Below are 12,368 nucleotides of genomic sequence, written 5' to 3'. Positions count from 1 at the left end.
GTGGCACACGATTCGGCGGCCCAGCTTCCCGCTGGCGGCATTGCCGGTCCGCCCGAGTACAACCCGGTACGAGGACGAACCGGCAACACCGCCAGCGGAAACCTGGATCCACCGACTCATGCACCGCATTCCGGTGCGCGACACTAGGAGAAACGCGATGGCGTTCGGCGAGGTCACGGTCATCCCGGTCAACGGGCACGGTCCCGAGGACGTCGTGGTCGACGACCAGGGGCGGATCTACACCGGCGTCGACGACGGGCGGATCCTGCGCGTCACGCCGGACGGCAAGCGGATCGACGTCCTCGGCGACACCGGCGGCCGTCCGCTGGGCCTGGAGTTCTACGGCGAAGACCTCCTGATCTGCGACGCCAAGGCCGGTCTGCTCACCATGCCCCTCGCGGGCGGCCCGGTCACCACGCTGGCGACTTCGGCGGTGGGGCTCGACTTCGTGTTCTGCAACAACGCCGCCGTCGCCTCCGACGGCACGGTGTACTTCACCGACTCGTCGCGCCGCTTCGGCATCGAGAAATGGCGCGACGACCTGATCGAGCAGACCGGCGGCGGCCGGCTCCTGCGCCGCACGCCGGACGGGAAGATCGAGCAGCTCGCGGACGGTTTCCAGTTCGCCAACGGTGTCGCGCTGCCGCCCGACGAGTCCTATGTGGCCGTCGCGGAGACCGGCGCCTACCGGGTCGCGCGCGTGTGGCTCACGGGCGACAAGGCGGGCACGCGGGACTACCTCGTCGACGATCTGTGGGGCTATCCCGACAACATCTCGACCGGCAGCGACGGGCTGATCTGGATCACCGTGGCCAGCCCGAAGGTCCCCGCGCTTTCCTTGGTGCAGAAGCTCCCCGCGCCGCTGCGGGCCGGTGTCCGGGCGCTGCCGACGGCCCTGCAGCCCGCACCCGCGCGGGAATGCGGGGTGCGGGGCGTGACTCCGGACGGGAAGCTCGTCCACGAACTGCGCGGGGAGATCGACGGGTTCCACGTGCTCGTCGGCGTCCGCGAGCGGGCCGGGACCCTCTACTTCGGTTCCCTGGAGGACAACGCGATCGCGGTGACGTCAGTCTAGGCAGAACTCGTTGCCCTCCGGGTCGTTCATCACGATGAAGCCGAGGCTCAACGGCTGCTCGGGCTCGAAACGCTTCACTCGCGTCGCGCCCAGGGCGACGAGACGGTCGCATTCGGCTTCGAGCGCCGCCATGCGCTCGTCTCCCTCCAGCCCGGGAGCGGCGCGGATGTCGAGGTGGACGCGGTTCTTCGCGATCTTGTCCTCCGGGACCTGCTGGAAGAAGATCCGCGGCCCTTCGCCCGCCGGGTCTTCGAGGGCCGAGCGGCTGTTGCGCTGGTCCGCGGGCACGCCGACCCGCTCGAGGAACTCGTCCCACGCGTCCAGCGGGTCGGTGCCCTGGGGAACCTCGACCCCGGGCGGGCCGGGGTGGACGTAGCCCAGAGCGTCGCGCCAGAAGGTGGACAAGGCTTTCGGGTCGAGGGCGTCGAAGCTGACCTGGAATTCGCGGCTCTTGCGGTTCATGGGATCACTCTGACATGCCTAGCGGACAGGATCGGTCCGCTATCTCTGGCAGAGTGGGTGACATGGAGGACGAGCGGGGGACGACCGAGCGGGTGCTCACCCTGCTCGGGCTGTTGCAGCAGCGTGCCGTGTGGACCGGCCCGGAGCTGGGGGAGCGGCTCGGGGTCACGCCGCGCACGATCCGCCGCGACGTCGAGCGGCTGCGCGCGCTCGGCTACCCGGTGCAGGCGAGTAACGGGGTCGGCGGGGGCTACCAGCTCGGGCCCGGCCACGACATGCCGCCGCTGCTGCTGGACGACGAGGAGGCGATCGCCACCGCGGTCTCGCTGCTCGCCGGCGCGGGCAGCGGGGAAGCCGCGCTGCGGGCTTTGACGAAACTCGACCGGGTGCTCCCGACCAGACTGCGGCACGAGGTGAGCGCGCTGTCCGGCTCGGTGGTGGCCTTCGACGGAAGCCGCGCTCCGATCGACCCCGACGTGCTCATGACCCTGGCTCGCGCTTGTCGCGACGAGTTCGAGGTGGCCTTCGAGTATCCGTCTTCGGGTTCCACGCCGCGGCGGGTCGAGCCGTATCGCTTGGTGGCCTCGGGGCGGCGCTGGTATCTGCTCGCCTACGACCTCGACCGCGACGACTGGCGCACCTTCCGCGTCGACAAGATGACCGAGGTTTCCGCGCGGTCGTGGCGTTTCCGCCCGCGCGAGGCGCCGGACGCGGCGACGTACGTGCAGGAGAACATCGCCAGCCGCGTCTACCGGCACCAGGCGCGGTTTTTGGTGCACGCGCCCGCTCCGGTCGTGCGTTCGCAGATCCCGGCGTCGGCCGCGGTGGTGCGGGAACGGGGCCGGTCGCGGTGCGAGGTGGTGAGCGGGGCCGGGGATCTCGATTTCCTGCTGATGCACGTGGTGGTGCTGGGGCATGCGTTCGAGGTGATCGAACCGGTGGAATTGGGGGAGCGGTGCCGGGTTCTGGCCGATCGGTTGCTTTCAGCTGCCGGTTCTTTGTCTTCGCATTTAGCCGACTAAATGCGGGTCGCTCAGGGTGATTCGGCGTTGGCGACTGTTTCACCCTTCAGTGTTGTCGGTGCGAGTTGACTTGTTGCTTAAAATTACGAACACGTGTTCGACGTGTTTGCGGTATTATTGAGGGGTGTCCGAGACCTTCCTCCCCGAGTTGCCGCAGGAGTTGTGGCGCGCTGGCAAGCTGGAGCTTGCGCATGGCGTGCAGCAGTTCTTGCAGGTGATTCGCATGGCCACTGCCGGGTTGGGGCAGTTTCTGGCGGAGATCGAGAATCGGGGCGTCAAAGACTTATACGGGCATGGAAGTACGGCGAGCTGGTTCGCGGAGATGGCGGGGTTGTCGCGCGGCGAAGCGGGCGCGGTGGTGAAGCGGGCTCTCGCCTTGAACCCCACCCGAGCCTTGGACGGTACGGAGGTTCCGCCTGTCGCTCCGGCGACTGCGGCGGTCGCCGCCGAGGGGTTGGTCGGGGATGAGCGGATCGATCAGATCCTGGAGATCTTGAAGAAGCTCCCGGCCGACACCTCGGCTGGGGATCGGGCGAGCGCGGAGAAGATCCTGGCCGAGCTTGCCCCGAACGCCGGTCCTCACCAGCTCGTCGAGGCTGAGGCGAAACTGCTGGCCTGGCTGGACCCCGACGGCAACGAGCCGAAGGATCCTGAACCCAAGGAACCACGCCGGGAAATCACTCTGGAACGCCGCAGGGACGGGTTCTGGAAACTCACCGGCCTCCTCGATAATGAGACCGGTGCCCGCACGGCGGCCGCCTTGGAAGCACATGCCCAGCCACGCCCGGTCGATGAGTTCGGGCAGGCGGATCTGCGGATGAAGTGCGAACGCATGGGCGACGCCTGGGCCGAGCTCCTGGATCTGGCCATCGCCTGCCCCGATCAGCCCGGCACCAGCGGCTACCGCACCCTCGTCCATGTCACCATCGGACTCGACGAACTCAAATCCGGTCTCGGGACCGCGTGTCTCGACTTTGTCGGGACGATGACCGCCCGCGAAGCGCGGCTAGCGGCCTGCGATTGCCTGATGTTGCCGGTCGTGTTGGGAGCCTCGGGTGAACCACTGGATATGGGACGGCTGAGACGGTTCGTCACTCCCGGCCAGAGACGGGCACTGAACATCCGCGACGGCGGCTGCGCCTTCCCCGGCTGCCATCGAAAACCCAAGAACTGCCACGCCCACCACATTCATCACTGGGCAGACGGCGGACCCACCGACCTCCGGAACCTCGTGCTGCTCTGTGGTTTCCATCATCGGTTGATTCACCACGGTGACTGGGAAGTACTGATGGCGGCCGATGGGTTACCGGAGTTCATCCCGCCCCAATACCGGGACCCGCTCCGACAACCCCGCCGTAACACCCTGCATCACGTCTGAAAACCGAGGAGCCCGTCGGCCACACCGGCGACGGGCCCCTCGTCATGACTGTGTGGATTTTGGGGCATCTGACGTCCCAAAATCCACACAGTGCATCGCCCGAAGGCCGGCGACACCCGACAAAGCGACGATCAGCGAAAAGTCCTCACCGGCCAGTCCACTGAGGCGAACGCCCAGACGTCCAGGCCGCATAGAACTCCCCATGATCCTTCGCCGTCATCAGCAAGGCCTGCGTGATCGCCTCCAGCTCGATGGAACTCCCCAAATCCATGTCGAGCTCACGCGTCAGCAGCACCTTCGTCGTGCTGTAAGCCAAAGCCGGTCCATCGGCAAGACGCCGAGCCAACGCGGAAGCCTCCGAAGCCAGCGAGTCGTCGGGAACCACTTTCGAGGCCAGCCCGATGGTCTCGGCCCGGGCGGCGTCGATCTTGTCGCCCAGCATCAGCAGTTCGGTCGCCCGGCCCAGCCCGACCAGGCGCGGCAGCAGATACGCCGAGCCCATGTCCGCACCGGCCAGGCCGACCTTCGTGAACAGGAAGGCGAACTTCGCCGACGACGCCAGCAGCCGGAAGTCGCTCGCCAGCGCGATCACCGAGCCCGCGCCCGCGGCGACACCGTTCACCGCGGCGATCACCGGGATGGGGCATTCCCGCAGTGCCTTCACCACCGCGCCGGTCATCCGCGTGAACTCCAGCAGTTCCGCGGACTCCATCTTCTGCAGTTCGCCGATGATCTCTTCGACGTCGCCGCCGGAGCAGAAACCACGCCCCTGCCCGGTGATGACCAACACCCGGACGTCGCCGCGATGCGGCAGTTCGGCCAGCAGGTCGCGCAGGTCGGCGTAGCTGTCGAAGGTGAGCGCGTTCAGTTTGTCGGGGCGGTTCAAGGTGACCGTGGCGACGCCGTCGTCCACGGTGAACTCGAAGTGCTCCCAGTCCGTCGTGATCGGCGGCGTGGCGCGGAACGGGCTCATGACTGGATCCCACCTCCATCGAGGACGAGTGTCTGTCCGTTGATCGCGGCGGCTTCGGGCGCCGCGAAGAAGGTCACCGCGTGGGCGACCTCGTCGGGTTCGAGCAGGCGGCCGAGCGGCGACGCGGCGGCGAGGGCGGCTTCCGCGTCGGCTTCGTCGCGGCCGGTCCGTTCCTGGATCCGGGCGACGGAGGCGGCCGTCATGTCCGTGCGCACGAAGGCCGGGCACACGGCGTTCGCGGTGACACCGGTGCCCGCCAGTTCCGCGGCGGTCGCCCGCATCAGGCCGACGGCGGCGTGCTTCGACGCGGTGTAGCCGGCCGTGTAGCGGTAGCCGATATGCGACGCCGTCGAGGCGACGGTGACGATCCGCCCGGTGTCGCGCGACCGCATTCCGGGCAGAACCGCCCGCGTGCACAGGAAAGCGCCGGTCGCGTTGACCTCGAACTGGGTCCGCCACTGCTCCAGCGACGTCTTCGCCAGCGGGGCGCTCGCCGAGATCCCGGCGTTGTTCACCAGCACGTCCACCGGGCCGAGACCGTCGAAGTACCGCGCGACGGCGTCTTCGTCGGTGACGTCGCAGTCGGCCCGGCCGGGGGCGTGCACCTTGTCGCCGGCGGCCCGGAACCGGGCGGCGATGGCCGCGCCGATCCCGCGGGTCCCGCCGGTGACGACGACGATCCTGCTCACTCTGCCTCCACCCGGCGCAGCGCGCGCCGATCGAGTTTTCCGTTGGCGGTGCGGGGGAGTTCGGTCACGAAGACCACCTCGCGCGGGTATTTGTGCTTCGCCAGGTTTGCCCGCGCGTGGTCCTTGAGTTCCTCGGCCGTGACGGAAGCGCCCTCGGCCAGGACGACGCACGCCCGCGGGACGACGAGGCCGTCGACGGTCACGCCCAGCACCGCGCAGTCGACGACGGCGGGATGACCGATGAGACAGTCTTCGATCTCGCTCGGCGCGACGAACACGCCCGACACCTTGAGCAGGTCGTCGGCGCGGCCGTGGTGATGGAAGTACCCGTCGGTGTCGCGGCTGAACAGGTCGCCGGTGCGCAGGGTGTCGCCGTGGAACGTCCGCGCGGTCTTCTCCGCGTCGCCGTGGTACTCGCGGGCGATGGTCGGGCCGGTCACCTCCAGGGTGCCGATCTCCCCGTCCGGCAACGGATCGCCGCTCTCGTCCAGCACGCGGGCGGTGTAGCCGGGGACCTCGCGGCCGAGGCTGCCGACCCGCTGCGCGCCGGGCACGTTGGACAGGTAGATGTGGTAGGCCTCCGACGAGCCGATCCCGTCGATCACCGGGACACCGAACAGGTTGTCCCACTTGCGATGCAGCTCGGACGGCAACCCCTCGCCCGCCGATGTCGCCAGCCGTAGGGAGCTCATGTCCACAGTAGACGCCGCCGGATGGGCGATCATCGCGCTCATCATGGTCGGCACGTTGACCAGGATCGTCGGCCGGTAGCGCTCGATCAGCGAGAACAGCAGGTCGGCAGTGCTGCGCTGCGGGAAGACGATGCCGGACGCGCCGACGCCGAACGGGAACAAGGCCGTCAAATCGCGCGCGTAGCCGAAGAACAGCTTCGGCACGGCCAGCACGCGGTCGTCCTCGCGGAGTCCGAGCACGCCGAGCGCGTACCGGTCGAAGCTTTCCAGCGCGCTGCGCGCGGGGTGCACGCACGCCTTGGGCGCACCGGTGCTGCCGGTGGTGAACTTCCAGATCGCGACGTCGTCGAGTGTGGTCGGCGCGGCTTCCAGCTCGTCCGGTGCCGAGGCGGTCAGCGTGGAGAACGAGTGCTCGCCGGGCAGCAACTCCACGTCGCCGACGACCAGCAGGTTCCGTGCCCCGGCTTCGCGCAGCGCGGGCAACGTCGAGGCGTCCGCGATGACGACGACGGCCTCGGTGTAGCCGAGGTAGTACGCGTAATCCTTGGGCTGCAGGAAGGAATAGACCTCGGCGGTGACCGCGCCGATCTTCTGCGCCGCGTACCAGACGGCCACGAACTCGACGCCGTCGTTCAGCGCCAGCAGGACCCGCTGTCCACTTCGGACACCGAGTTCCCGCAGCACGTTCCCAGCGCGGTTCACCAGTGCCCCGAGCTGCGCGTACGTGATTTCCTCGTCGCCGCACAGCAACGCCGTCCGCTGCCCGGGGAGACGGTCGACGAAATGGGTCGCCAGATTGAAGGTCATACGAGCTCCCGGATCGCTTCGACCAGGATGTCGGTGAGCACCGAGAAGGTCTTCTCGCCTTCCTCGGCGGTCGCCTGGGCGGGGGTTCCGCAGTAGGCCTCGGTCATCCCGGCCGAGGCGAAATCCGTGACCCCGCCGCGCGCCAGGTCGACGTGGACCGCGGGCAGCGCGCGCTGGACGGTGGCGTCGACGAGATCCGGCCGGTCGGCGAGCACCAGCGACGTCTCGTACTGCCCGGCATGGCATTCGCCCGAGCGGAACTCGTCGGTGAGCCGCGCGGCGTACCGGCGACGGACGAGGTCGACGAAGCCGACGCCCGCCGTCTCCACCACCCGGCGCAGTACGGCCAGATGTGCCGGTTCGAAATGGTTGTTGACCAGCAGAATCCGGGTGAGTCCCTGTTCGGTGAGGGCGCCGCAGATCTCGGTCAGCAGCGCGTACAGGGTCTCTTCGCCGATCGAGACGCCGCCCGCGAACCCGGCGGCGAACCGCGTCACCCCGTACGGCACCTCGGGCAGGATCAGCACGCGCAGACCGGGATCGCCGGCCAGCCGCGCGGCGGCACGTTCGCACATCCCGCGCGAGATCAGGGGATCGGTGCCCAGCGGCGCGTGCGGTCCGTGCGGCTCGACGGCGCCCACCGGGAGCAGCAGCACGGGAACGCGCGCGTCGGACGCGAGTGCGGCCACCTGACGCGAGCTCAACTCCGCGAAGTACGTCACTCGAATCAAGCTACACCGCAGCGGCCTGAGGTGTATAGAGTTGCGCTCATGCCCGAATCGGCCCCGCCCCACGGCGACCCAGGTCCCCAGGAACTGGTGATGACGCTGCTCGGCACCTACGTGTCGCCGCGCGAGAGCCGTCGTGTCTGGTCCGGCGGCCTGGTCGGCGTGCTCGCCGGGCTCGGCTTCTCCGACGGCGCCGCGCGGATCGCGCTGGCCCGGCTCGCCCGCCGCGACCTGCTCGCGCGGCACAAGGCGGGCAGGCTCGTCCACTACTCGCTGACCCGCCGCACGATCGCGCTGCTGGAGGACGGCGACCGCCGGATCTTCTCCCTCGGCAGGCGCGAGCGCGAGGTCGGGCAGTGGACGGTGCTGTGGCAGAGCATCCCGGAAAGCCGCCGCCAGGCCAGGGAGCGGTTGGTGCGGCGGCTGCGCTTCCTCGGTTTCGGCCCGGTACAGGACGGCACCTGGATCGCCCCGCACGACCGCGAGGCCGAGGTGCTCGCCCTGCTGGCCGAACTGGACGTCGCCGAACACGCCGGGCTGATGCTCGGGAAGCCCTCGGCGGGTCTCGATGTCCGGCGGTTCGCCGCGCGGGCGTGGAACCTCGACGGCCTCGCCGCGCGTTACGACGCTTTCGTCCGAGATTTCGGCGGATATTCAGGCGACCTGCCTGACGCCGAGGCGTTCCAGGTCCGAACCTGGCTGACGCACACGTTCCGCGCCTTCCCGTCGCTCGATCCGGAGCTTCCGGTCGGGCTGGTGCCCGCTCCGCCGTGCCGGGCGGCGGCGGTCGAGTTGTTCCATGATCTCTATCAGGCGCTGGCCCCGGCGGCGCAACGCCATTTCGACGAGGTGACTGAAAAGTGACAGGTGACCGGAAGGGGCTCTTGATCTTTTCGGGGTCGCGCCGTTTTCGGCCGGAAGGCCCCGTGATCGCGATGGCAGGGCGCCGTCGTGGGCAACGTGCGCTGATCGGGAAGAGTGCGCCCTGGCAGCGCGATCACGGTCGGCGCGATATCGATGGAGTGACAGAAAAATGAACGACACTCAGGCCGCATTGAGTTACACGTCCTACCTTTCGCTGGACGAATTGCTGGACGCACAGCATCCGCGGTCCGACGAGCACGACGAATTGCTCTTCATCGTGATCCACCAAGTGTATGAACTTTGGTTCAAACAAGTTCTCCACGAGGCGCTTTACCTGCAGGAGCAACTCGAAGCGGGTAACACCGCTCACGCCGTCCGCACTTTGCGCCGAATCCTGACTATCTTCAAGGTGGTGGTCGCGCAGATCGATGTGCTCGAGACGATGACTCCGAGCCAGTTCACCAGTTTCCGTGCGCGACTCGACGCTTCGAGCGGGTTCCAGTCGGCTCAGTTCCGTGTCCTGGAGGCCGTCCTCGGCCGCCGGGACGAGCGGGTGTTCGCGCATTACCCCGAAGGCGGTGAACAGCGCGCCCAGATCGCGGACGCGATGTCACGGCCGTCGCTCTTCGACTCCTTCGTCACCTACCTCGCGGTGAAGGAGTACGACGTCCCGACCGGGCGCGATGTCACCAAGCCACTCGAACCCTCTCCGGCGCTCCAAGAGGTTCTGTTGCGGGTCTACCGCGACGACACCGGGCCGTCCGTCGTGGCGGAGCACCTGGTCGATCTGGACGAAGGGATGCAGGAGTGGCGGTATCGGCACGTGAAGATGGTCGAGCGCACCATCGGAGACAAGACCGGGACGGGGGGTTCGTCGGGCGCGCACTATCTGCGTACGACGCTTTTCTCCCCGATGTTCCCGGATCTCTGGGCGGTGCGGAGCAGGCTTTGACGAACCTCGACGAACTCCGCCGCGAGCCCAACGCGCTCGCGGAGCACTATCAGGCCTTCGGTGTGGCGGACCGGATCCTGCTCACCGGGCACTCGCATCAGGCGTGGCCGGACGTCGCGCGGGAAGGTCTTCTCGAAGCCTTCGCCGACGCGGCCGAAGAGGTCGACACGAAATGGGACCGTGCCTTCGCGAAGGCCGACGAGATGCGGGCCGGGTTCCGGGCGCTGCTCGGCGATCCGCACGGCGCCATCGCGCTCGGTGCCAGCACCCACGACCTGGTGATCCGGTTCCTCTCGGCGATGGACCTGCCTCGCCGCCCGCGCCTGGTCACCACCGACGGCGAGTTCCACACCCTGCGCCGTCAGCTGGGCAGGCTGGCGGAGGAAGGCGTCGAGGTGGTCCGCGTCCCCGCGGCGCCGGTCGCCACGCTGGCCGAACGTGTCGCGGCCGAGGTCACCGAAGACACCGCCGCCGTGCTCGTCTCGGCCGTGCTGTTCGAGACCTCCCGGCTCGTGCCGGGCCTCGCGCATCTCGCCGACGTCTGCCTTTCGAAGTCGGTGAACCTCGTCGTCGACGCCTACCACGCGCTCGGCGTCGTCCCGTTCTCGCTGCACGACCTCGGGCTCACCAACGCCTGGGTGCTCGGCGGCGGGTACAAGTACCTCCAGCTCGGCGAGGGCAACTGCTTCCTGCGGATGCCCGCGCATGCGCAGGAACTGCGGCCGGTCGTCACCGGCTGGTACGCCGAGTTCGGCGCGCTCGCGGACGAGCGCCGGCCCGGCCAGATCGCCTACGCCGCCGGATCGGACAGGTTCGCCGGTGCGACCTACGACCCGACGAGCCACTACCGGGGCGCTCGCGTCTTCCGGTTCTTCGCCGAGCACGGGCTCACGCCCGAATTCCTGCGCGAGGTGTCGCGGCACCAGGTGGGCTTCCTCGCCGAGGGCTTCGACCGGCTCGGGTTGCCCGAGGACGTCATCACCCGCGACAGGGAGACGCCGCTGGACCGTATCGGCGGCTTCCTGTCGCTGAAGTGCGCCGACGCCGGTGCGCTGCAGGCCGCGCTCGCCGAACGCGGCGTCCGGACCGACAGCCGCGGCGCGTACCTGAGGTTCGGGCCGGCCCCGTATCTGTCCGACCGGCAGCTCGATTCCGCGCTCCACGTCCTTCGAGAGGTCGTCACCGGCTGAGACACCTCGCCCCCGGCTTGGCGAACGGACCGGGGCGATCTAGGTTTGCGATGTGGCACCGTCGCCGCCGGACGACCTTCGTCGGGGGCTGTGCCTTGTTGCAGGAACTTCGCACGTGAGCCACAAGCAGCGTGCACTCCAGGACAAGGAGTCACCACAGTGACCGAAGTGTTCGGCCAAGGTACCGGCCATGAACAGGTCGTCTTCTGTCAAGACCAGGCCACCGGCCTGAAGGCCATCATCGGGATCTACTCGACGGCGCTCGGGCCGTCACTGGGCGGGACCCGGTTCTACCCCTACGAATCCGAAGACGCCGCGCTCGCGGACGTCCTCGCGCTGTCGAAGGGGATGGCGTACAAGAACGCGCTCGCCGGGCTGGACCTCGGCGGCGGCAAGGCCGTCATCATCGGCGACCCCCAGAAGCACAAGACCGAAGCGCTGCTTCGCGCCTTCGGCCGGTTCGTCCAGACGTTGGGCGGCCGCTACATCACCGCCTGCGACGTGGGCACCTACGTGCAGGACATGGACGTCGTCGCCCGTGAATCGGAGTTCGTCACGGGCCGCTCGCCGGAGAACGGCGGCGCAGGCGACTCCTCGGTGCTCACCGCTTTCGGTACCTACCAGGGCATGCGCGCCTCCGCGGACGCCGTCTGGGGTGTCCCGGAGCTCGCGGGCCGCAAGGTCGGCGTCGCCGGGGTCGGCAAGGTCGGGCACATCCTGGTCGGGCATCTGATCGAGGCGGGCGCGCAGGTGGTCATCACCGACGTCTCGCCCGCGGCGATCGAGCGCACCCGAGCGGCGTACCCCGGGGTCGAGGTCGTCGAAGACCTCGACGCGCTGATCCGCACCGAACTCGACGTCTTCGCGCCGTGCGCGCTGGGCGGGGTGCTCACCGACGAGACCGTCGGCCTGCTCCGCTCCAAGATCGTCTGCGGCGCGGCCAACAACCAGCTCGCGCATCCGGGCGTCGGCAAGCAGCTCGACGACCGCGGCATCCTCTTCGCGCCGGACTACCTGGTCAACGCCGGTGGCGTGATCCAGGTCGACGACGAGCGGCGCGGCTTCGACTTCGCGCGGGCCAAGCGCAAGACGACGGCCATCTTCGACACCACCAAGGCGGTCTTCGCGCTGGCGAAGGCCGACGGTGTCCCGCCGGCGACGGCGGCGGACCGGCTGGCCGAACGCCGGATGGCCGAGGTCGGCGGGCTGCGGTCGATCCTGACCGTGTAGCTCCCCTGAACGCGGCCCCCTGAACGCTATGAAAGGTCCTTTCCTTGCAAATTTTGCAAGGAAAGGACCTTTCATGGCACTTGGGTGTGCCGGGGACTCAGCCGCTCTTGCGACGGAAGGTGCGCTTGTTCGCCGCCGGACCGTGCGCGTGCAGGTTCTTCCCGCCGCCGTTCTCGTGCGACGAGCCGGAGCGGGCCTGAGCCTGCTTGCGCTCCAGGGCCTCGCGGAACTTGCGCTTCGTGTCGTCCTCTTCGCCATCCGCCGGGGACGGTGCGGGTTCAGTCATTCTTACCTCCGAGGTGACGA

General features: G+C 68.6%; 13 protein-coding genes. 7 read left to right on the top strand and 6 right to left on the bottom strand.

What is annotated here, in order from left to right:
- Nucleotides 1-157: 157 nt before the first annotated feature.
- Nucleotides 158-1,075 carry an SMP-30/gluconolactonase/LRE family protein gene (locus DMC61_RS16570; protein ID WP_038517668.1) on the top strand — a complete coding sequence of 306 codons (918 nt, stop codon included), beginning with the start codon at nt 158-160 and terminating at the stop codon, nt 1,073-1,075.
- Here the strand turns inward: DMC61_RS16570 and DMC61_RS16565 are convergent.
- Nucleotides 1,067-1,537, bottom strand: coding sequence for a VOC family protein (locus DMC61_RS16565; RefSeq protein ID WP_125690030.1), 471 nt, complete (start codon nt 1,535-1,537; stop codon nt 1,067-1,069). The genes DMC61_RS16570 and DMC61_RS16565 overlap by 9 nt on opposite strands.
- 62 nt (nt 1,538-1,599) lie before the next feature.
- Between DMC61_RS16565 and DMC61_RS16560 the strand changes: the two genes are divergently transcribed.
- Both DMC61_RS16560 and DMC61_RS16555 read left to right on the top strand, forming a co-directional pair.
- On the top strand, nt 1,600-2,559 hold the full coding sequence (locus DMC61_RS16560; RefSeq protein WP_125690029.1) for a YafY family protein: 960 nt from the start codon (nt 1,600-1,602) through the stop codon (nt 2,557-2,559).
- 124 nt (nt 2,560-2,683) lie between these two features.
- Nucleotides 2,684-3,937 (top strand): HNH endonuclease signature motif containing protein, encoded by a 1,254-nt coding sequence (locus DMC61_RS16555; protein ID WP_125690028.1) that lies wholly within the window; start codon nt 2,684-2,686, stop codon nt 3,935-3,937.
- A 145-nt stretch (nt 3,938-4,082) separates the two neighbouring features.
- On the opposite strand, the gene DMC61_RS16550 is transcribed toward DMC61_RS16555, so the two are convergent.
- The 4 genes from DMC61_RS16550 to DMC61_RS16535 are packed head-to-tail and all read right to left on the bottom strand — an operon-like array spanning nt 4,083 to nt 7,820.
- The gene (locus DMC61_RS16550) at nt 4,083-4,910 is read right to left on the bottom strand and encodes an enoyl-CoA hydratase family protein (protein ID WP_125690027.1); all 828 of its coding nucleotides are present in this window, start codon (nt 4,908-4,910) and stop codon (nt 4,083-4,085) included.
- The gene (locus DMC61_RS16545) at nt 4,907-5,599 is read right to left on the bottom strand and encodes an SDR family NAD(P)-dependent oxidoreductase (protein ID WP_037346793.1); all 693 of its coding nucleotides are present in this window, start codon (nt 5,597-5,599) and stop codon (nt 4,907-4,909) included. Before DMC61_RS16545 ends, DMC61_RS16550 begins: the two co-directional genes overlap by 4 nt.
- Nucleotides 5,596-7,098 (bottom strand): benzoate-CoA ligase family protein, encoded by a 1,503-nt coding sequence (locus DMC61_RS16540; protein ID WP_125690026.1) that lies wholly within the window; start codon nt 7,096-7,098, stop codon nt 5,596-5,598. Before DMC61_RS16540 ends, DMC61_RS16545 begins: the two co-directional genes overlap by 4 nt.
- The gene (locus DMC61_RS16535; protein WP_125690025.1) at nt 7,095-7,820 is read right to left on the bottom strand and encodes a creatininase family protein; all 726 of its coding nucleotides are present in this window, start codon (nt 7,818-7,820) and stop codon (nt 7,095-7,097) included. Before DMC61_RS16535 ends, DMC61_RS16540 begins: the two co-directional genes overlap by 4 nt.
- A gap of 48 nt (nt 7,821-7,868) precedes the next feature.
- Between DMC61_RS16535 and DMC61_RS16530 the strand changes: the two genes are divergently transcribed.
- The 4 genes from DMC61_RS16530 to DMC61_RS16515 all read left to right on the top strand — a co-directional run bounded on the left by DMC61_RS16530 (nt 7,869) and on the right by DMC61_RS16515 (nt 12,062).
- Nucleotides 7,869-8,690, top strand: a complete 822-nt coding sequence (locus DMC61_RS16530; RefSeq protein WP_125690024.1) for a PaaX family transcriptional regulator C-terminal domain-containing protein — start codon at nt 7,869-7,871, stop codon at nt 8,688-8,690.
- A 169-nt stretch (nt 8,691-8,859) separates the two neighbouring features.
- The gene (locus DMC61_RS16525; RefSeq protein WP_016332154.1) at nt 8,860-9,642 is read left to right on the top strand and encodes a tryptophan 2,3-dioxygenase; all 783 of its coding nucleotides are present in this window, start codon (nt 8,860-8,862) and stop codon (nt 9,640-9,642) included.
- A complete protein-coding gene (locus DMC61_RS16520; RefSeq protein ID WP_125690023.1) occupies nt 9,639-10,832 on the top strand; it encodes a kynureninase in 1,194 nt (397 codons plus the stop codon). Before DMC61_RS16525 ends, DMC61_RS16520 begins: the two co-directional genes overlap by 4 nt.
- Before the next feature lie 159 nt (nt 10,833-10,991).
- Entirely contained in the window at nt 10,992-12,062 is a 1,071-nt protein-coding gene (locus DMC61_RS16515) for a Glu/Leu/Phe/Val dehydrogenase (RefSeq protein ID WP_125690022.1), read from the top strand.
- A 97-nt stretch (nt 12,063-12,159) separates the two neighbouring features.
- Here DMC61_RS16515 and DMC61_RS16510 read toward each other — a convergent pair whose 3' ends face one another.
- Nucleotides 12,160-12,348, bottom strand: coding sequence for a DUF5302 domain-containing protein (locus DMC61_RS16510; protein WP_016332157.1), 189 nt, complete (start codon nt 12,346-12,348; stop codon nt 12,160-12,162).
- Between the last annotated feature and the right edge of the window lie 20 nt (nt 12,349-12,368).

The organism is Amycolatopsis sp. WAC 04169, assembly GCF_003947535.1.
GTDB lineage: Bacteria > Actinomycetota > Actinomycetes > Mycobacteriales > Pseudonocardiaceae > Amycolatopsis > Amycolatopsis keratiniphila.
Note: the sequence above shows the minus strand (reverse complement) of the source record. Positions and strands in the feature narration are given on the sequence as shown.

Excerpts from the sequence above, each read along its gene's own strand:
- DMC61_RS16570 (WP_038517668.1), top strand. The coding sequence starts at position 158 with ATGGCGTTCGGCGAGGTCACGGTCATCCCGGTCAACGGGCACGGTCCC.
- DMC61_RS16565 (WP_125690030.1), bottom strand. The coding sequence starts at position 1,537 with ATGAACCGCAAGAGCCGCGAATTCCAGGTCAGCTTCGACGCCCTCGAC.
- DMC61_RS16560 (WP_125690029.1), top strand. The coding sequence starts at position 1,600 with ATGGAGGACGAGCGGGGGACGACCGAGCGGGTGCTCACCCTGCTCGGG.
- DMC61_RS16550 (WP_125690027.1), bottom strand. The coding sequence starts at position 4,910 with ATGAGCCCGTTCCGCGCCACGCCGCCGATCACGACGGACTGGGAGCAC.
- DMC61_RS16540 (WP_125690026.1), bottom strand. The coding sequence starts at position 7,098 with ATGACCTTCAATCTGGCGACCCATTTCGTCGACCGTCTCCCCGGGCAG.
- DMC61_RS16530 (WP_125690024.1), top strand. The coding sequence starts at position 7,869 with ATGCCCGAATCGGCCCCGCCCCACGGCGACCCAGGTCCCCAGGAACTG.
- DMC61_RS16525 (WP_016332154.1), top strand. The coding sequence starts at position 8,860 with ATGAACGACACTCAGGCCGCATTGAGTTACACGTCCTACCTTTCGCTG.
- DMC61_RS16510 (WP_016332157.1), bottom strand. The coding sequence starts at position 12,348 with ATGACTGAACCCGCACCGTCCCCGGCGGATGGCGAAGAGGACGACACG.